We start from the raw sequence: 17,768 nt of genomic DNA on the forward strand, positions 1-17,768 counted from the left end.
TCATGAAAAAAATTCACGTTCTTCCGCTCGCCCTGTCCCTGATGCTGGCCGGCGGCGCCAGTGCCGCCGCCCCCGCGTCCGCGCCGCCCGCCAAACCGGCCCCGGCGGCCCCGGCGGCCAAGCCCGCACCCGACGTGGATGCCCAGATCAAGGCCATGCGCGACATGCACGAGAAGATGGTGAAAGCCACGCCGGAGCAACGGCGCGCCCTGATGAACGAGCACATGAAGCTGATGCAGGACAGCATGACCATGATGAACCACATGGGCGGCTGCGGCATGATGGGTGGCATGATGGGTGGCCCCCAGGGCGGTCCGCAAGGCTGTGGGCCTCAAGGGGGACCACAGGGTGGGCCCCAAGGCGGTCCGCAGGGCGGCCCGCGCAACGGTCCCAAGGGCGGTCCCGGCATGATGGGCGGGCGCCAGGGTCCGGGACGCGACATGGAGCAGCGCATGGACATGATGCAGAATATGATGCAGATGATGATGGACCGCATGGACCAGACGCCGCCGGCCAAGTAAGCGCCGCGTCCGCACAACGATCACCACAAGGGGAAACACATGTCGTACAAGACGATCCTGGTACACGTCGAAAAATCCAAACATCTGGCGGGCCGGGTGGCGCTGGCCGCGCAACTGGCCAACCGCGATGACGCCCACCTGGTGGGGGCGGCCATGACGGGCCTGTCGCAATTTATCTACCAGTGCGCGTCGATGGCGCCTGAAGCGGCCGTGGCGCCGGCCGACCTTAGCTTCCTGAACGAGCGCGCCGACGCCGCGCTGGCCGACTTCGAAGCAGAAGTGACGCGGCTCGGCGTGAAGTCGTTCGAACACCGCCGCATCGACGACGAGTCGGAGAGCGGCTTGACGCTGCAGGCGCGCTACGCCGACCTGGTGATCGTGGGCCAGACCGACCCGGACGAACCCTCGCCCAACATCAACGGCGACCTGCCCCAGTACGTGATGCTGCACAGCGCCCGTCCGGTGCTGGTGGTGCCGTATGCGGGCAAGTTCGACAAACTGGGCGAGCATGTGCTGCTGGCCTGGGACGGCAGCGCCGAAGCGACGCGCGCCATCACCTGCGCCATTCCGCTGCTGCGCCGGGCCAACAAGGTCACGCTGGCCGTGTTCAATCCCTACGCCGAGTACAACACCCACGGCGCGCAGCCGGGCGCGGACATGGCACTGTACCTGGCCCGCCACGGCATCAAGGTCGAAGTGCTGCAACAGGCCACCGACCTCGATATCGGCAACGCCCTGCTGTCGCTGGCGGCCGACATCGATGTGGACTTGCTGGTGATGGGCGGCTATGGCCACTCGCGCGTGCGCGAAGTGGTGCTGGGCGGCGTCACCAAGACCATCCTGGCCGAGATGACGCTGCCGGTGCTGATGGCGCACTGAAAACCATTCCCCCTGCAGCACGCAAGCGATAACGCTGCCCAAGCGCTCTATGGGTACCCGCCTTCGCGGGTACGACGTGCTATGGTCAGCCGCGCGCCGCCAGCAATCGCGCGGCGGCGGCGGCCAGGCCAGGCGCCACATCGATGGCGTTGCTGGCGTGGGCCACCGTGTTGCAAGTGACGATACGGCCCGGGCCCGCCGCCTGCAATGCGGCATAGGCGTCGTCCGCGAACAGCGCGTGCACGCCCACATACACGGGCGCCATGCCGCCGGCCCGCTGCAACTGGCCGCTGGCCGCGATCATGGTGCGCGCGGTGGACACGATATCGTCCACCAGCACCGGCGTGCGGCCCGCCAGCAGCTGGGCCGCTGGCGCCGACACTTCCACCGCCTTGTCGCCGCTGCGCACCTTGCTCAGCACCGTGGATGGACAGCCGGCCAGCGCCGCCACCTGCGCCACCCACTGGCCGCTCTCCTCGTCCGGCCCCACCACCACCGGTTGCGCCACGTTGGCAGCGATCCAGGCCGCGATGGCCGGCGCGGCCGGCACCACTTCCGTCGCGATAGTGTAGATCTGGTCCAGGCTGTGGAAGCGGTGCAGGTGCGGGTCCACGGTCACCATGTAATCGCAGCAGCCCGACACCAGGCGCGCGAAGTGGCGCGCCGTCACCCCCTGGCCCGGCGCGAACACGGCATCCTGCCGCATGTATGGCAGATAAGGCGCCACCAGGCCGACGCTGCGCGCGCCCAGTTCGCGCGCCACCCCGGCGGCCAGGTAGAGCGCCATGAACTTGTCGTCCGGCCGGTCCAGCGCCGCGACCAGCAGCACGTCACGGCCCGCCACGGCGGGCGGGAAACGGGGGCACGATTCGCCATCGGGAAAACGGTGGATCTCCAGCTCCCCTGTCTCGTAAGGCAGGCAGGCCGCCAGCCGCGCCGCGAATGCCTGCGCGCCCGGCAACGCCAACAACATCGGCTTCATTGCACCTCCTCGATGGTGAACAGGCTTTCCTGCGACTCCGCGTAAGCCAGCGCGTAGGCCAGCTCGCCGGGCGACTCCGCGTGCAGCGTCAACAGCGGCTGGCCGACGGCCACCCGGCTGCCCAGCGCCGCATGCATCATCACCCCGGCCGCCGGCGCAACCGGCGCGCCGGCCAGCTTGGCCAGCCGCGCCAGGCTGCGGTTATCGATGGCCACCACCTGGCCCTGGTGCAGCGCCACCAGATCGTGCGTGTGGGCCGCGCGCGGCGGTTCGCGCATGCCGCCCTGGGCGGCGCAGATGGCTTGCAGCTTGTTGTAGGCCGCGCCGCTGGCCAGGGTCGCCTCGGCCAGCGCCATGCCTTGTCCCGGCGCCGCCTTGCCGCCCAGTTCCAGCAGGCGCGAGGCCAGCAGCAAGGCGCGCTGGCGCAAGTCGTCCGGCGCGCCGGCCTCGTTGCGCAGCACGGCCAGCACGTCCCACGCTTCCAGCGCCGGGCCGATGCCGCGTCCAACCGGTTGCGAACCGTCCGTCAGCACCGTGCTGACGGCGATGCCCAGCGCCTGGCCCACGTCCACCAGCCGCTTGGCCAGCGATTCGGCGGCGGCGGCCGAGCGTACCTTGGCCGTGCGGCCCACGGGAATGTCGATCACCACGTGGGTGGAGCCGGCCGCGATCTTCTTCGACAGCACGGAGGCCACCAGCAGGCCGTCGCTATCGAGCCCCAGCGGGCGTTCGACGCGGATCAGCAAGTCGTCGGCGGGGCTGAGCGAGACGGCCCCGCCCCAGGCGATGCAACCGCCCTCTTTCTGCACCACCGAACGCATCTTCGGCAGGTCCAGTCCCACCGGCGCCAGCGTTTCCATGGTGTCGGCCGTGCCGGCCGGCGAGGTGATGGCGCGCGAGGAGGTCTTGGGAATGGTCAGGCCGCAGGCGGCCACGATGGGCACGACGATCAGCGTCGTACGGTTGCCGGGCAAGCCGCCGACGCAATGCTTGTCCACCACGATCTCGCTGTCCCAGTGCAGGCGCTGGCCGACGCCGATCATGGAACGGGTCAGCGCGATGGTCTCGGCCACGTCCATGCGGTTGCCGGAGCAGGCCGTGATCAGGGCTGCCATTTCGATGTCGGAGTAATGCCCCTCGACGATGTCCTGCACGATGCTGGCGGCCGCCTCGGCGCCGATGGGGCGGCCGTAGATCTTGGCCCGCACGGCGGAGAACGACATCAGCGGCGGCGCATGCTTGACGCGCACCGGATCACCATCGGCGCCGCCCAGCGCGCGCCAGGCAGCCTCGGACAGGCCCAGTTGGCAGCGCTGGATCAGGTTCCCATGGACCACGTTGAGCGTGGCCACGATGTGGCGGTCGCCGCGCCACACCTCCAGCCGCGATTGGGCCTCGAACCCTTCCGACCGGCAGATCGGGCAATCGCTGCGCAGGTAGACCACCGGCTCCTGGTAGGTGTCGATGCCGAGCCGGTGCAACTGCAATGCTTCGTGGGCGCGGCTCATGACAGGTCCACCTGGTCGCGGTACTCGGGCACCCGGCAATCCCAGTGCAGCTCCTCCTTGATGCGGCGGCGCAGCGCGTCGGCCGCCGGCGGTTCGCCGTGGGTGATGAAGGTGCGCTTGGGCGCCTTGCGGAAGTGGCGCAGCCACGCCATCAGCTCATTGCCGTCCGCGTGGGCCGACAGGTTGTCGATCTGGCGCACCTGGGCGTTGAGCGGCACATACTCGCCGTGGATCTTGATCGCCGGGACCCCTTCCAGCATGGCTGCGCCGCGCGTGCCGCCGGCCTGGAAGCCGGCAAACAGGATGGTGTTGCGCGAGTCGCCGGCGAACGCCTTCAGGTGGTGCAGCACGCGCCCGCCCGTGGCCATGCCGCTGGCGGCGATGATCACCATCGGCACCTGGCACTGGTTCAGCGCGATCGATTCCTCCACGCTGTTGACGATCTTGGCCGCGTGGCACATGGCTTCCGTGTCGTGCTTGTTAAGACGGTGCTGGTGGCGGTAGCGCATGTACAGCGCGGTGGCATCGGTGGCCATGGGGCTGTTCAGGTACACGGGCAGCACGTCCGGAATCTCGCCCTTCTGCTTCAGCTTGTAAATCTCATACAGCAGCGATTGCGCGCGGCCCACGGCGAACGAGGGGATGATGGTCACGCCGCCACGGCTGGACGTTTCGCGTATGGTCTGGCCCAGCAGAATGGCCGGGTCGGCGGGATCGTGGATACGGTCGCCATAGGTCGATTCCAGCACCAGGTAGTCCGTCTCCTCGATCACGCGGGGGGCGACCATGATGGGGTCGTGCTGGCGTCCGAGGTCGCCGGAGAACGTGAGGCGGCAGCTGGCCGAGCGGACCGTGACGATGGCCGCGCCCAGGATGTGGCCGGCCATGGTCAGTTGCGCGGTCAGGCCCGGCACCACATCGAAAGACTGGTCGAACGGCACCGGGTGGAAGTAATCGAGCGCGCGCACAGCGTCGGCCTCGGAATACAGGGGCAGCGCGGGCGCGTGGCCGGTGTAGCCATGGCGGTTGGCGTGCATGGCTTCTTCTTCGAGCAGGTGGCCGCTGTCGGGCAGCAGGATCTTGCACAGGTCGCGGGTGGCCTCGCTGCAGTAGATCTTGCCGCGGAAGCCGTTCTTGACCAGCAGCGGCAGGTAGCCGCTGTGGTCCAGGTGGGCGTGGGTCAGGACGACGGCGTCGATTTCGTCCGGGGGCACGGGGAATTCTTCCCAGTTGCGCAGCCGCAGCTGCTTGTAGCCCTGGAACAGGCCGCAATCAACCAGGATGCGCTTGGCACCCGATTGCAGCAGGTATTTGGAGCCGGTCACGGTGCCGGTCGCTCCGAGGAATGTCAGTTTCATCTTCGCCTTCTTTCTTGTTGCTGAGGTTGGCCGGCGCTGCCGGCCATGCAGAGCAATATGAGCGGATTTAGATGCCAAAACCTTGCGCTGGATCAAGTTGTTGATAATTCTCAATCAAGCTGCAACTAAAGACAACTTATTTCACCCCGGCGCCATATCACCGGAACAGACAGCCGGCCAGACGGCCTGTTCAAGCGTGCCCATCCGCCGGTTCCCGTGTGCCGACTCCATTGCAACAGCCAACAATGGCAGGCATTATCCGTCCATGATCTTTGAAGCCACCACCTTGACCGGACTCGGCGTCGCCTTCGGCTGCGGGCTGCTGATCGGGGTCGAGCGCGAGCGCAGCAAGGGCAGCGGGCCGACCCGGGCCTTCGTTGGCGTGCGCAGTTTCGCGCTGGTGTCGTTCATGGGCGGGCTGGCGCAAACCCTGTCGGCCAGCATGGTGCTGGTGGCGGCACTGCTGGTGCTGGCCCTGAGCGTGATCTCGCACTGGCGGGACCGCTCCGACGACCCCGGCGTGACCACGGAGCTGGCGCTGTTCCTGGCCTTCCTGCTTGGCGTGAACGCCATCGGCAACCCCGCCATCTCGGCCGGCGCGGCCGTCGTCGTCGCTTCGCTGCTCAACCTGCGCGGGCCGCTGCACCATTTCGTGCGCGTCACGCTCAAGAGCGGCGAACTGCGCGACGCCCTGATCCTGGCCGGCGCCGCCCTCATCGTCTGGCCACTGCTGCCCGATAAGGAAAACGCCTGGCTGCTGGGCGCCAATCCGCGCCGCATGTGGGGGCTGGTGCTGGTCATCATGACGATGCAGGGCGCGGCCCACATCGCGCTGCGCATGGCCGGTCCGCGCATGGGACTGGCGCTCACTGGGCTGGCCTCGGGCTTCGTCTCCAGCACGGCCACCATCGCCACCATGGGACAGCGCTACCGCCACGAACCGGCCCTGCTGGGCGTGACCGCCAGCGCGGCCACGCTGTCCAATGTCGCCACCTACATCCTGCTGCTGGTGGTGACGCTGACCATCGCGCCCGACCATGTGGGCCACCTGGCGCCCAGCCTGGGCAGCGCGCTGCTGGCCACGCTGCTCATCTCAGCGTGGCGCCTGCGCAGCGCGTCCGATGGCGCCACACGGCGCGGCCAGCGCATCGGCCGCGCGTTCAGTATCCGCCAGGCGCTGATCTTCGCCGCGCTGCTGAGCGGCGCGACCGGCATCGTCTCATATGCCAACGCCTATCTCGGCGCCACGGCAGCCCAGGCGGGCGCCATGCTGGCCGCGCTGGCCGACGTGCACGCGGCGGCCAGTTCCATCCTGTCCTTGGCCGCGAGCGGCACCGTGCAAGCGCCGCAACTGGTGCCGACCTTCCTGCTGGCCGTGTCGGCCAACAGCGTGAGCAAGCTGATTGCGGCAGCCAGCGGCGGCAAGCGCTTCTTCGTGGCGGTGGCGCCAGGACTGCTGCTGATGCTGCTGGCCATGTGGCTGCCCTACATGCTGTCGCAGTACTGAGGTCAAACCAAAGCGGCCAGCCCGCTACTCGTGGCGCAGCGCCTCGATCGGGTCGAGCCGGGCCGCACGGCGTGCCGGCACGTAGCCAAACACGACGCCAATGCCGGCCGAAAACACGAACGACAGCAAATTGATGCCGGGGTTGAACAGGTAAGGTAGTTGCATTGCCCGCGCCGCCAGCACGGTGGCGCCAGCCGCCAGCACCACGCCAGTCAGACCGCCCAGCGCAGCCAGCACCATGGCCTCGATCAGGAATTGCAGCAGCACTTCGCGCTCCAGCGCGCCGATGGCCAGCCGCAGGCCGATCTCGCGCGTGCGCTCGGTCACGCTGACCAGCATAATGTTCATGATGCCGATGCCGCCCACCAGCAGGCTCACGGCCGCCACCGCGCCCAGCAGCGTCGTCATCACGCGCGTGGCGCCGGACATGGTGTCGGCCAGTTGGCGCGTGTCGAGGATGTTGAAGTTATCCTCCTCCGTCACGCTCAGTTTGCGCCGCTCGCGCAGCAACTGGCTCAGGCGCGCCTGCAGTGCCATGCTGTCGCTGCCCTCCTCCATCGAGATCAACAGCGTGCCCACGCGCTGGTTGCCCGTCACGCGGCGCTGCAAGGTGTGCAGCGGTACCAGCACCAGATCATCCTGGTCGTTGCCCATCGCGCCCTGGCCCTTGGACGCCAGCACGGCCACGATCACGCACGAGAACTGCTTGATGCGCAGCCGTTCGCCCAACGGATCGCGCTGGCCCAGCAGCTCGCGCGCCACCGTCGCGCCCACCGCGCACACGGCGGCGCCGCCGCGCTGCTCGCCATCGTCGAATGGCCGGCCGGCGGCCAGCGTCCAGTTGGCGGCCGTCAGCCAGTCGGCGCTGCCGCCGATCACGCTGCTGGACCAGTTGCGGCCATTGGCGATGATGGTCTGGCCGCTGCGCGACTCGGCCGCCACGGCGCGGATGCCGCCGATCTGGGCCGCGATGGCTTCCGCGTCTGCCTCCTTGAACGCGGGCGCACCCGCCCCGCCGCCACCGGGCCCCATGCGCTGGCCGGGCCGCACCATCAGCAGGTTGCTGCCCAAACTGGCGATCTGGTCATGCACGGCCTGGGTCGCGCCATTGCCCAGCGTGACCATGGTGATCACGGCGCCCACGCCGATCACGATGCCCAGCATGGTGAGGAAGGAGCGCAGCAGGTTCCGGCGAATCGAACGTAGCGCCAGCAGTACGGTATTGAGCAGCATCAGCCAGCCTCCGTCACCACGCCCACCTGCTCGGTGTTCACGCTGTCGCTGTCTATTTTGCCGTCGCGGAAGCGCACGATGCGGTGCGCGTACAACGCCATGTCCGGCTCGTGGGTGACCATGACGACGGTGATGCCCTGCTCGCGGTTCAAGGCCGCCAGCAATTCCATGATTTCGCGGCTGCGCTGGCTATCCAGGTTACCCGTCGGCTCATCGGCGAGCAGCAACGACGGCTGGGTGACGATAGCGCGCGCGATGGCCACCCGCTGCTGCTGGCCGCCCGACAGTTCGGCCGGCGTATGGTCCTCCCATCCGGCCAGGCCGACGGCGGCCAATGCGCGCGCGGCCAGCGCATGGCGCACGCTGGCGCTCTCGCCCCGGTACAGCAGCGGCAGTTCGACATTCTCCTGCGCCGAGGTGCGGGCCAGCAGGTTAAACCCCTGAAACACGAAACCGAGGGAGCTGCGTCGCAGCCGCGCGCGTTGGTCGCGCGTGGTGGCGCCCACGTCGACGTCGCGGAACAGATAGTGGCCGCTGGTGGGCGTATCGAGCGCGCCCAGGATATTCATGGCGGTGGACTTGCCCGAGCCGCTGGGGCCCATGATGGCAACGAATTCGCCTTGCGCGATGTCGAGGTTCACGTGGTCGAGCGCCATCAATGCCGTGGCGCCGCTGCCATAACGCTTGCACACGTCGCGCAGCCGGATCAGGGGCGCTTCCGCCCCCCCGCCCTCCATGTCGTGCGGCGCGTTCATTGGGCTGCGGCGCGCTGGTCGGTGATGACCTGCATGCCTTCCTGGATGGCGTCGCCACTCACTTCCGTGTTGCGGCCATCGCTGATCCCCAGCTGCACCGTGATCGCCTGCGGCGTGTCGCCGCGCAGCACCCACACCTGGCGCTGCGTCTGGCCGCCGCCGTTGGCCACACCGGCCTGTCGCGGTGCGCGCGCGGGCAGGCGCGGCATCAACGACGCCACGATGCCGCCCGAGCCGGCCTTGCCCCCATCACGCGGCGCGAAACGCAACGCGCTATTGGGGATCAGCAGCACATGATCGCGCTGGGCCGCGCGGATGGTGGCCGTGGCAGTCATGCCCGGGCGCAGCGTGAGGTCGGCGTTGTCGACGTCGAGGTAGGCGACATATGTCACCACATTGTCGGTGATGGTGGAGCCGTAGGCCACGCGCGTGATGGTGGCCGGGTACGGGCGGTTGGCGTAGGCGCTGACGGTGAACATGGCCGTCTGCCCCAGCCGCACGGCGCCCACGTCGGCCTCGTCGACGTTGACCAGCAGCCGCAGGTGATGCAAGTCCTCGGCCAGCTGGAACAAGGTGACGGCCTGCAGCGACGCCGCCACGGCGTTGCCGGGATCGACGCTGCGGCTCAGCACCACGCCATCGATGGGCGCCCGGATCGAAGCGCGCGCCAGGTTGGTCATGTCGGTCGACAGGGCTGCCTGGGCGCTGTCCACGGCCGCCTTGGCGTTGAGCACATTGGCGTCGGCGCGCGCCAGCGTGGCGCGGCCCGTGTCCATTTCAGCGCGCGACGGCACTTTGCCGTCCGACAGGCGGGCCACTTCCTCCAGCCGCGCCAGCGCCGTCCTGGCCTCGGACTGGGTCGCCTGCGCCACCGCCACGGCGGCCCGAGCCGCCGCCAGCGCAGCGCGCGACCGCACGATCTGGTCGTTCAGCTTGGCCGTGTCCAGTTCGACCAGCACTTGCCCCTTGCGCACCTGATCGTTGATATCGACCAGCACCCGCGACACGGTGCCCGACAGCTCGCTGCCGATATTAACGGCGCGCGTCGGCTGCAGCGTGCCGTTCGCCGTCACGTTCAGCACCAGGTTGCCGCGCTTGACGGGTGTGGTCACATAAGCACCCGTCTGGGCGGCGGCGCGGTGGCTGCGCCAAGTGTAGACGCCGCCGGAGGCGGCCAACAGCAGCAGGCCGGCCAGGGTCCACACCAGCACCTGGCGCCAGCGCTTGCCGCCCTCCGCGTCCCCGAACGGGTCGGCCACGGCCGGCGCGGCGGGCGCGGCGGAAGCGCTGCGTTCGGCGGCGGCATCGGTGGGGGATGGCGCGGCGGCGGGATCGGCCGTGCCAGCGGCGGACCGCAAGGGGGTTTCGGCGAGGTTCATGATGCGTTTTGTCCGTTGGGAGAGGATGCCGGTGCGTTGGCGCCGGGCCGTGCCGCGCCAGCTTTGGGCGTGGCGGACGGCGCAAGTATTGCGGGGCCTACGGGTGCGGCGGGGGCAGCGGAGGTGGCAGGTGCCACCATAGCTGCGGGAGCTGCCGGGGCTACGGGTGCCACAGAAGCTGAGGCGGCCACCGGGGCTGCCGGAGCCAAAAGCACCACAGATCCCGCCACCGCGCCATCCGGCTGCCAGCCGCCGCCAAGCGCCTTATACAGGCGTACCAGGTCGTCGCTCAGGCTGACGCTGGTGGCCGCCACGCTGTCCTGCGCGGAATACAGTGTGCGCTGCGTTTCCAGCACGGTCTGGAAGTCCACCAGCCCGCTGGCGTAGCGCTGGCGCGCCAGCAGCGCCGCGTTGTTGGCCGCGCTTGCCGCGCTGCGCAAGTGCTCCAGCCTGCGCCGGTCGCCGGCCAACGCGCTCAAGGCGTCTTCCACATCCTGCAAGGCCGCCAGCACGGTGGCGCGGTAGGCCGCGTGGCTCTGGGCCAGTGCGCCCTGTTCCAACTTGAGCTGGGCCACGCTGGCGCCGCCATCGAAGGCGTTGCCCGACACGCTTCCGAGCAAGGCGCGCAGGATGGTCGAGCCGGTGCCGCCTATGCCCAGGCCGTGCAGGCCGATCGAGCCTTCCAGCCGGAACGAAGGGTAACGGGCCGCGTCGGCCTGTCCCACCCGAGCCATGGCGGCGCGCACTTGGAATTCGGCGGCGCGCACGTCGGGCCGCTGGCGCAAGGTGTCGGCCGGCAGGCTCAGTGCCAGATCGGCTTCGCCCTCCGGGATAGGGGCCGACGCAGCCAGTATGGCATCCAGCGTGGCGGGCGCCTGGCCGCACAGTACGGCCAAACTATGTGTAAGCTGGGCCACGCTGATTTCCATCAACGGCAACTGGGCCTTGGCCAGTTCCGTGGACGACAGCGCCTGCTGCTGCTCCAGCGACGTGAGCAAACCAGCCTGCACGCGCCAGTCCGTGATCTGCATGGTCGCTTCCTGGCTGGCCACGTTGTCGCGCGCGATCGCCAGCCGGGCCTGGGCGCCGCGCAGGTCGATGTAGTTGCGCGCCACTTCGGCCGCCACCGTCACCCGCACGTCCGCCAGGCTCACTTCGCTAGCCCGTACCGTGGCCTCACCGGCCGCGAGCGCGTAGCCATTGCGGCCAAATACATCCGGCTCCCAGCTGGCGTCAAAGCCGGCTGCGTAGTTATTGGCGGCGTTGGCGCCATCGGTCTTGCTGCGCTGGGCCGACGCCGACACCGACACCGTGGTGCCCAGTCCGGCCGCCGCGGTGTCGCGCGTGGCGCGCGCCTGCAGCAGCGTGGCGCGCGCCACCGCAACGGAGGTATTGGCGTCGAGCGCCTGGCCGATCAGGCGGTCCAGCACGGGGTCATGAAAGTGCTGCCACCAGTCCACCAGCTTGACGCGGGCCGTCGTGGCATCCGACGCAGCCGCCATGCCCGGCATGCCGGCCGCGCCGGACCAGCCGGCGGGCGGCACGAAGGGGGCCGGCGCGGGCGGCGGCGGCACCTGCTTGAAGGCCGTGCAGCCGCTCAGCGTGAGCAGCGCCACCCCGGTGCACAGGATGCCCGCCGCCAGCACCGCCCGCGGCGCCAGCGTTACGTCTCGCGTGCTCGAAACAGTGTTGGTCATGAAGATTCCTCGTCTTGCAGGCGTTCCAGTTCCGCCCGCAATTTGGCCAGCTCCGCCCGGTAGCTGGCGGCATTGCCGAAGTCGACAAAACCATGATAATACTCGTGCGCGTGCAGCACCCGGCGCGCATGCTTGATGGGGCACCAGTATTTTTCCGTGCGCCCTATCACTTCGCGGCAATAGCCTATCAGGCCGGTGGCATAAGCGCAGTAGCGGCAGTTGAAGCGTTCCAGCGCGTTCAGGTACGCCAGGTGCGAGCGGTCATACACGAAGTAGTCGCTGCGCCGCACTCGCGGAATGCGGTACAGGGGAAAGCACACCAGCTGGTACAGGGAGACGAACAAGTCCAGCAACGCCAGCGGCACGAACACGGCGTAGATAAAAGGGGCCGACAGCACATGACGCCATTGGGCGTGCAGCACATAAGTCAGCAAGCCGGTCTTGAAGCGGCGCTGCTGCTCCACCACCTCGCGCGCGAACATCACGCGCCGCTTGGAGAAATCGGCCTGCAGTTCCTGGCGGCGGCGCTGCACCTCCAGCTCCAGTTCCTCCTCGATCTGCCGGATGCGTTCGAGCAGCTCCTGTATGCGCGGGTTCATGGCACGAGGACGGCCGCGCCGTCGAAAGCGCCGCTGCGCAAGGCCGCCAGCGCCGCGTTGGCGTCGCGCAGGGGGTACACGGTGGTACTGGCGTTCAGTTGGTACTGCTGGGCCAGTGCGAAGAATTGTTCGCCGTCGGCCCGGGTCAGGTTGGCCACCGAACGGATGGTGCGCTCGCCCCACAGCAGGCTGTAGGGGAATGATGGGATGTCGCTCATGTGGATGCCGGCGCAGACCACGGTGCCGCCCCGGCGCACGGCGCGCAGCGCCAGCGGCACCAGCGCGCCATCGGGCGCGAACAGCAGCGCCGCGTCCAGTTCCACCGGCGGCGGCTGGTCCGAGGAACCGGCCCACACGGCGCCCAGGCTGCGCGCGAAGCGCTGGCTGCGCTCATCGCCGGGCCGGGTGAAGGCATAGACTTCCCAGCCCTGCTGGCTGGCCAGTTGCGCCAGCAGGTGGGCCGCGGCGCCAAAGCCGTACAGGCCGATGCGCTGGGCATCGCCGGCCAGCGCGTAGGCCCGGTAGCCGATCAGGCCCGCGCACAGCAGCGGGGCCACTGCCACGTCGTCGTAGCGGCTGGGCAGGCGGAAGATGTAGCGGGCGTCGGCCACCATGTACTGGGCGTAGCCGCCATCGAGGTCGTATCCGGTGAAGCGGGCTTCGCCGCACAGGTTCTCCGTGTGGCGCGCGCAGTACGGGCAACTGCCGCAACTGGCACCCAGCCAGGCCACGCCGACCCGTTCATCGGGCGCGTAGCCCTGCACCCCGGCGCCGCAGGCGACGACGCGGCCCACCACTTCATGGCCAGGGATCAGGGGATGGCGATGGGGAGGCAGTTCACCATCGAGGATATGCAGGTCGGTGCGGCACACGCCGCACGCGCTGACCCGCAGCAAAACTTGCCACGGGCCGGGCTGGGGGATGGGCACCTCAGCCGCCCGCAGCGGCGCGCCGGGCTGGTCCAGCAGCATGGCCAGCATGGTCGCCGGCGCTGTCCCCAGCCCGTTCATGACATCAACGGAAGACAAGTACCGGCACCGTCGCGTGAGTGAGCACTTTTTGGGTTTCGCTGCCCAGCAGCAGTCCCTTCACGCCGCGCCGGCCGTGCGACGACATGCAGATCACGTCGCAGCCGTTGTCCGTGGCCGCCTTGCAGATCGCTTCATAAGGCTGTTCATCCGTGACCAGTTTGGTCTCGCAGGGCACGCCCAGCTCCTTGGCGGCGTTCTCGATCTCGGCCAGGAACACGCGCGCATGGGCCGCACTGTCGCGTGCATATTGCTCGCGGGTGTCGGCCAGCATTTCGGGCTGGTAGGTGAAGATCTGGTAATCGGCCATGACGTGGATGCCGGTGACCTTGGCGCCCGTCTCCTTGGCGAATGCCAGCGTCTTCTTGATCATGGCGGAGGCGATGGAGGAACCGTCGGTGGGTAACAGGATGTGCTTGAACATGATGTAGTCTCGGTTAGGGTAACTTCGGTATCTTCGGTAGCGCCAGTCACGGCGCCGCATGCACAACTCGGTGAGAGCCGGGCCGCCCTACCCCGGCGACGCGCGTGGCGCGCTGCTGACAGGAGGCGGTCCCGGCAATGATGTCAGTTCACGACGATCTTCTTGGCGCTGCCGTTGGCGCGCTTGGGCAGCGTCAGTTCCAGCACGCCGTCCAGGTATTTGGCTTCCACCTTGCTGTCGTCGATGTCATGTTCGAGCGAGAAGCTGCGGTATTGCTGGCCATAGTAGCGCTCGCTGCGCACCACGGTTTCGCCTTTCTTCTCCTCGGTTTCGCGCTTGGTTTCAGCCGAGATCGACACGCGGTTGCCATCGACATCGACCTTGATGTCTTCCTTCTTCATGCCCGGCATTTCCGCCTTGACGTTGTAAGCCTGGTCCGTCTCGGTCACGTCGAGCTTGATCAGCGCTTCCTTCTGCAGGTCGCGCATCGCGTGCTTGAAACCGAAGTCGCGGAAGAAGTCTTCCACACTGCGCAGCGGTTCCATGCGGGCCAGGTCGCCGAACGGGTCGAAGTGTCGCAGTTGATTAGCCATTTTCAACTCCCATGCAATGTATGCCGGTTCGAAATGCCGGGACGCGCCGGCAACCGCGTCCCTGTCACCCCACTGTAATTGGGCCTGCTGGCCGTGTCAGCCGGGGCTTGTGATCGACATCAAGAACTTAAACAATACGATAACACCGGCCCCTGTCAGGCGGCGCACAGGGTCATGCGGGCCTTGCCGCGCAGCGCTTGCTCGGCGCGGGCCGCTTTTTGCTCGGCCACTTCCAGCGCCGCGCCCGTGGACAGCGCTTCCAGCGCGGCGCGGTCGAGGATGGTCAGGTCGCGGTTGTCGATGTTGATCCAGCCCTGCTTGCGGAAGCGCGACAGCAGCCGGCTCACGCTCTCGATCGTCAGGCTCAGGTAGTCGCCCATATCCTCGCGCGACATGCGCAGCTGGAAGCTGGACGGGGAATAGCCGCGCGCCTGGTAGCGTGCCGACAAATTGAGCAGGAACACGGCGAAACGCTGTTCGGCGCGCATATTCCCCAGCAGCAGCATCACGTTCTGCTCGCGCGTGATCTCCTGGCTCATGATGCGGTGGAAGTGCTGCAGCAGCTGCGGCATCTCGCCAAACAGTTCCTGCAGGCGGGCGAACGGGATTTCGCACACTTCCGCGTCCTCCAGCGCCACGGCGCTGCAAGCGTGGCGGCCGGCGCCGATGGCGTCCATGCCCAGCAGGTCGCCGGCCATCTGGAAGCCGGTGATCTGCTGCTCGCCGCGCAGGTTGACCTGGGCCGTCTTGAAGTGGCCGAAGCGCACCGCGTACAGGCTGTTGAACGGCTGGTCCATGCGGTACAGGTGCTCGTCGCGCGCGATGCGGCGGCGGCGGCCGATGATCTTGTCCAGGCGCGAAACGGCGTTGTCATCCAGGCCCACGGGCAGGCACAGCTTCTTGAAACTGCAGACGGCGCACTTGTTCTGGCTCGGGGCCGTTTGCGCGCTCGAAGGGGCGATCGAGAAGATGGTGGATGTCATGGCTAAGCTCCCTGTTCGTATGTCGCCCGTCCTTGGGCTCTGGACGGGTCGTGATTTATTCATACGACAAGTATCACCGACAGGGGCATTTTCCGTTATCGGGCAAGGCCACCGTGTCGTGTAGGGGATTTGCGGATGAAATCGTGTAGGGGATCCGTGACACCGGGCCGCCAGCGGCCCGGGGTTTGATGCACCGCGTCAGATAATGCCGTTTTCGAGCGCGTAGCGGGTCAGCTCGGCGTTGCTGGTGCAGCCCATCTTGTCGAGGATGCGGGTGCGGTAGGTGGTCACCGTGTTGGGGCTCAGGTGCAGCATTTCGCCGATGCGCACCAGCGATTCGCCGGCCGCGATCAGCTTGAACACTTCCAGTTCGCGGTTCGACAGCGATTCGTGGTTGGCCATGCCACCCCCGCCGCCAATCAGCGTGGCCAGCTTTTCCAGCAACGCCGGACTCACGTGCTTGCCGCCGGCGGCCGCCTTGCGCACGGCTGTCACCAGCACCGTCGTCGGTGCGTCCTTGGTCAGATAGCCGGAGGCGCCAAGTTTCAGCGCGCGCACGGCGTAGATCTCCTCCGAATACGTGCTCAGCATCAGCACGGCGAGGCGCGGCCGGTCGGCGCGCAACTGCTTGAGCAAGTCCAGCCCGTTCTTGCCGGGCATGGTGATGTCGCACAAGGCCACGTCGAATTCCTGCTGTTGCACTAATTGCAAGGCTTCCTGCGCGTTGCCGGCCTCACCCGTTACGACGATGTCGTCGGCCGTGCCCAGCATCAGGCGCACGCCGTTGCGGGCGATCGCGTGATCGTCCACCAGCAACACCCGGATTTGCTTACTGCTCATTATTGCCACTCTCCAACGGCAGGCGCAGCAGCAGGCTCGTGCCCTGCCCCGGCGTGCCGGTAATTTTCAACTCGCCGGCGAAATGCCGGCTACGCTCATGCATGCCCAGGATGCCCCAGGACTCGCGGTTCAGCAGGCGCTCGGTGTCGATACCCTTGCCGTCGTCGATAATGCTGAGCTGGAGGATATTATCGCGCAAGTCGACGTCCAGTTGCACCGTGCTCGCTTCGGCGTGGCGCACCACGTTGGTCAGCGCTTCCTGCACGATGCGGAACAGCATGGTGCTGCGCTCAGGCCCCAGTTCCAGCGCGGCGGCGGCCGGCGTCACATGGCTGATGCAGTGCAGGCCCGAGCGTTGCTCGATCTGGCCCGCGTACCATTCGAGCGCGGCCCACACGCCCAGCTGGTCAAGCACGCTGGGGCGCAAGTCCGTGATCACGCGGCGCACGGTCTGGATCGCGTCCTGGGCCAGCGCCGAGGCGTCGGCCAGCAGCGGTTCGGCCGGGCTGCCGGCCGCCGCCGCCCGTTCCATCGCAACCGAGATATAGGCCTTGATGCCGGTCAGCAGGCCACCCAGCTCGTCGTGGATTTCCTGGGCGATGCGCTTGCGCTCGTGCTCCTTGATGTTTTCCTGGTGCGCCGCCAGCCGCCGCAGCTCATCCTGCGACTGCTGCAGCGCCTGCTCGGCCAGCTTGTTCTGCGTGATGTCGACCAGGATGCCCTGCATGAACAGCGGTTCGCCGGCTTCGTCGCGCACCACCTCGGCCTGGTCGCGGAACCACAATTCGTCGCCGTTGCGTGCCATTAGCCGGTATTCGAGCCGCATGGCGGCGCCGGCCATGCGGCTCTCCTCGATGGCCGCCTGCACCCAGCCGCGCTCGGCAGGATGCATGCGCGACGCGTGCAGCTTGGGATCAGACAGCCACTCGGCCGCCGTGTAGCCCAGCATCTGGATCTGGGGACTGATGTAGAGCAGCGTCTGCGGCGCGTCCAGCGCCGCGATGTAGGTGATGGCCTGGATCTGCTCGACCAGGGTGCGGAACTTGGCCTCCACCTGGCGCTTGTCGACCAGCAGGCGCTGCTCGCGCAGCATGCGGTGGATGGCCGTGGGCAGCATGTCCAGGTAGCGCCCGTCCACATCCTTGACCAGGTAATCGCGCGCACCGCGGCGCATAGCTTCGGCCGCCACGGTGGCGCTGTCGGCGCCGGTCAGCATCATGACGGGGATGGCGGCGCCGCCGCCGTCCACGCTGAGGCGGGCCAGGAATTCGAGGCCCGTCACGTCCGGCAAGTGGTAATCGAGCAGGATGCAATCGGGCGCGGCGCCGCGCGCCTGCAGCAAGCCCTGCTGGCCGCTGTCGGCCTCGATCAGCTCGAAATTGCTGTCGGGGTCGGCCGCGAACGCGCGCCGGCACGCCATGCGGTCGACCACGTCATCCTCGACGATCAGCACCTTAACCCGTGGTTTGTTCATGGCCGCCC

17 protein-coding genes are annotated in these 17,768 nt (G+C 67.9%); 3 read left to right on the forward strand and 14 right to left on the reverse strand.

Translation table 11 applies throughout. The annotated features are described in order from the left end of the window. Positions 1 to 2 precede the first annotated feature (2 nt). The gene (locus H3H37_RS17160; RefSeq protein WP_182164690.1) at positions 3 to 521 is read left to right on the forward strand and encodes a hypothetical protein; all 519 of its coding nucleotides are present in this window, start codon (positions 3 to 5) and stop codon (positions 519 to 521) included. A 39-nt stretch (positions 522 to 560) separates the two neighbouring features. After that, positions 561 to 1,400, forward strand: coding sequence for a universal stress protein (locus H3H37_RS17165; protein ID WP_182164692.1), 840 nt, complete (start codon positions 561 to 563; stop codon positions 1,398 to 1,400). An 85-nt stretch (positions 1,401 to 1,485) separates the two neighbouring features. Here H3H37_RS17165 and H3H37_RS17170 read toward each other — a convergent pair whose 3' ends face one another. From H3H37_RS17170 to H3H37_RS17180, 3 genes are read right to left on the reverse strand one after another with little or no spacing between them, the layout of a single operon-like run. Next, positions 1,486 to 2,382: a ribose-phosphate diphosphokinase gene (locus H3H37_RS17170; protein WP_182164694.1), complete on the reverse strand. Its 897-nt coding sequence runs from the start codon at positions 2,380 to 2,382 to the stop codon at positions 1,486 to 1,488. Continuing rightward, positions 2,379 to 3,890: a thymidine phosphorylase family protein gene (locus H3H37_RS17175; protein ID WP_182164696.1), complete on the reverse strand. Its 1,512-nt coding sequence runs from the start codon at positions 3,888 to 3,890 to the stop codon at positions 2,379 to 2,381. Before H3H37_RS17175 ends, H3H37_RS17170 begins: the two co-directional genes overlap by 4 nt. Then, positions 3,887 to 5,248: an MBL fold metallo-hydrolase RNA specificity domain-containing protein gene (locus H3H37_RS17180; RefSeq protein WP_182164698.1), complete on the reverse strand. Its 1,362-nt coding sequence runs from the start codon at positions 5,246 to 5,248 to the stop codon at positions 3,887 to 3,889. Before H3H37_RS17180 ends, H3H37_RS17175 begins: the two co-directional genes overlap by 4 nt. A 265-nt stretch (positions 5,249 to 5,513) precedes the next feature. On the opposite strand from H3H37_RS17180, the gene H3H37_RS17185 reads away from it, so the two are divergent. Further along, complete coding sequence (locus tag H3H37_RS17185) at positions 5,514 to 6,755, forward strand: MgtC/SapB family protein (protein WP_182164700.1); 1,242 nt, start codon at positions 5,514 to 5,516, stop codon at positions 6,753 to 6,755. 24 nt (positions 6,756 to 6,779) lie between these two features. On the opposite strand, the gene H3H37_RS17190 is transcribed toward H3H37_RS17185, so the two are convergent. From H3H37_RS17190 to H3H37_RS17240, 11 genes are all read right to left on the reverse strand, one after another. Next, positions 6,780 to 7,988, reverse strand: a complete 1,209-nt coding sequence (locus H3H37_RS17190) for an ABC transporter permease (RefSeq protein WP_182164702.1) — start codon at positions 7,986 to 7,988, stop codon at positions 6,780 to 6,782. Further along, complete coding sequence (locus tag H3H37_RS17195; RefSeq protein WP_182164704.1) at positions 7,988 to 8,743, reverse strand: ABC transporter ATP-binding protein; 756 nt, start codon at positions 8,741 to 8,743, stop codon at positions 7,988 to 7,990. The genes H3H37_RS17190 and H3H37_RS17195 overlap by 1 nt, the downstream gene beginning before the upstream one ends. Further along, positions 8,740 to 10,122 carry an efflux RND transporter periplasmic adaptor subunit gene (locus tag H3H37_RS17200; RefSeq protein ID WP_182164706.1) on the reverse strand — a complete coding sequence of 461 codons (1,383 nt, stop codon included), beginning with the start codon at positions 10,120 to 10,122 and terminating at the stop codon, positions 8,740 to 8,742. Before H3H37_RS17200 ends, H3H37_RS17195 begins: the two co-directional genes overlap by 4 nt. Then, positions 10,119 to 11,819: an efflux transporter outer membrane subunit gene (locus tag H3H37_RS17205; RefSeq protein WP_182164707.1), complete on the reverse strand. Its 1,701-nt coding sequence runs from the start codon at positions 11,817 to 11,819 to the stop codon at positions 10,119 to 10,121. The genes H3H37_RS17200 and H3H37_RS17205 overlap by 4 nt, the downstream gene beginning before the upstream one ends. Continuing rightward, positions 11,816 to 12,418 (reverse strand): hypothetical protein, encoded by a 603-nt coding sequence (locus H3H37_RS17210; RefSeq protein WP_182164709.1) that lies wholly within the window; start codon positions 12,416 to 12,418, stop codon positions 11,816 to 11,818. Before H3H37_RS17210 ends, H3H37_RS17205 begins: the two co-directional genes overlap by 4 nt. Then, a complete protein-coding gene (locus H3H37_RS17215; RefSeq protein ID WP_182164829.1) occupies positions 12,415 to 13,398 on the reverse strand; it encodes a zinc-dependent alcohol dehydrogenase family protein in 984 nt (327 codons plus the stop codon). The genes H3H37_RS17210 and H3H37_RS17215 overlap by 4 nt, the downstream gene beginning before the upstream one ends. A gap of 34 nt (positions 13,399 to 13,432) precedes the next feature. After that, entirely contained in the window at positions 13,433 to 13,870 is a 438-nt protein-coding gene (locus H3H37_RS17220) for a universal stress protein (protein WP_182164711.1), read from the reverse strand. A gap of 143 nt (positions 13,871 to 14,013) precedes the next feature. Continuing rightward, positions 14,014 to 14,463, reverse strand: coding sequence for an Hsp20/alpha crystallin family protein (locus H3H37_RS17225; protein WP_182164713.1), 450 nt, complete (start codon positions 14,461 to 14,463; stop codon positions 14,014 to 14,016). 155 nt (positions 14,464 to 14,618) lie between these two features. Further along, a complete protein-coding gene (gene fnr, locus H3H37_RS17230) occupies positions 14,619 to 15,446 on the reverse strand; it encodes a fumarate/nitrate reduction transcriptional regulator Fnr (RefSeq protein ID WP_182164715.1) in 828 nt (275 codons plus the stop codon). A gap of 198 nt (positions 15,447 to 15,644) precedes the next feature. After that, positions 15,645 to 16,286, reverse strand: coding sequence for a response regulator transcription factor (locus H3H37_RS17235; protein WP_182164717.1), 642 nt, complete (start codon positions 16,284 to 16,286; stop codon positions 15,645 to 15,647). After that, positions 16,276 to 17,760, reverse strand: coding sequence for a hybrid sensor histidine kinase/response regulator (locus tag H3H37_RS17240; RefSeq protein ID WP_182164719.1), 1,485 nt, complete (start codon positions 17,758 to 17,760; stop codon positions 16,276 to 16,278). Before H3H37_RS17240 ends, H3H37_RS17235 begins: the two co-directional genes overlap by 11 nt. Positions 17,761 to 17,768: the final 8 nt, after the last annotated feature.

This window comes from Rugamonas brunnea (assembly GCF_014042345.1).
Lineage (GTDB): Bacteria > Pseudomonadota > Gammaproteobacteria > Burkholderiales > Burkholderiaceae_D > Rugamonas > Rugamonas brunnea.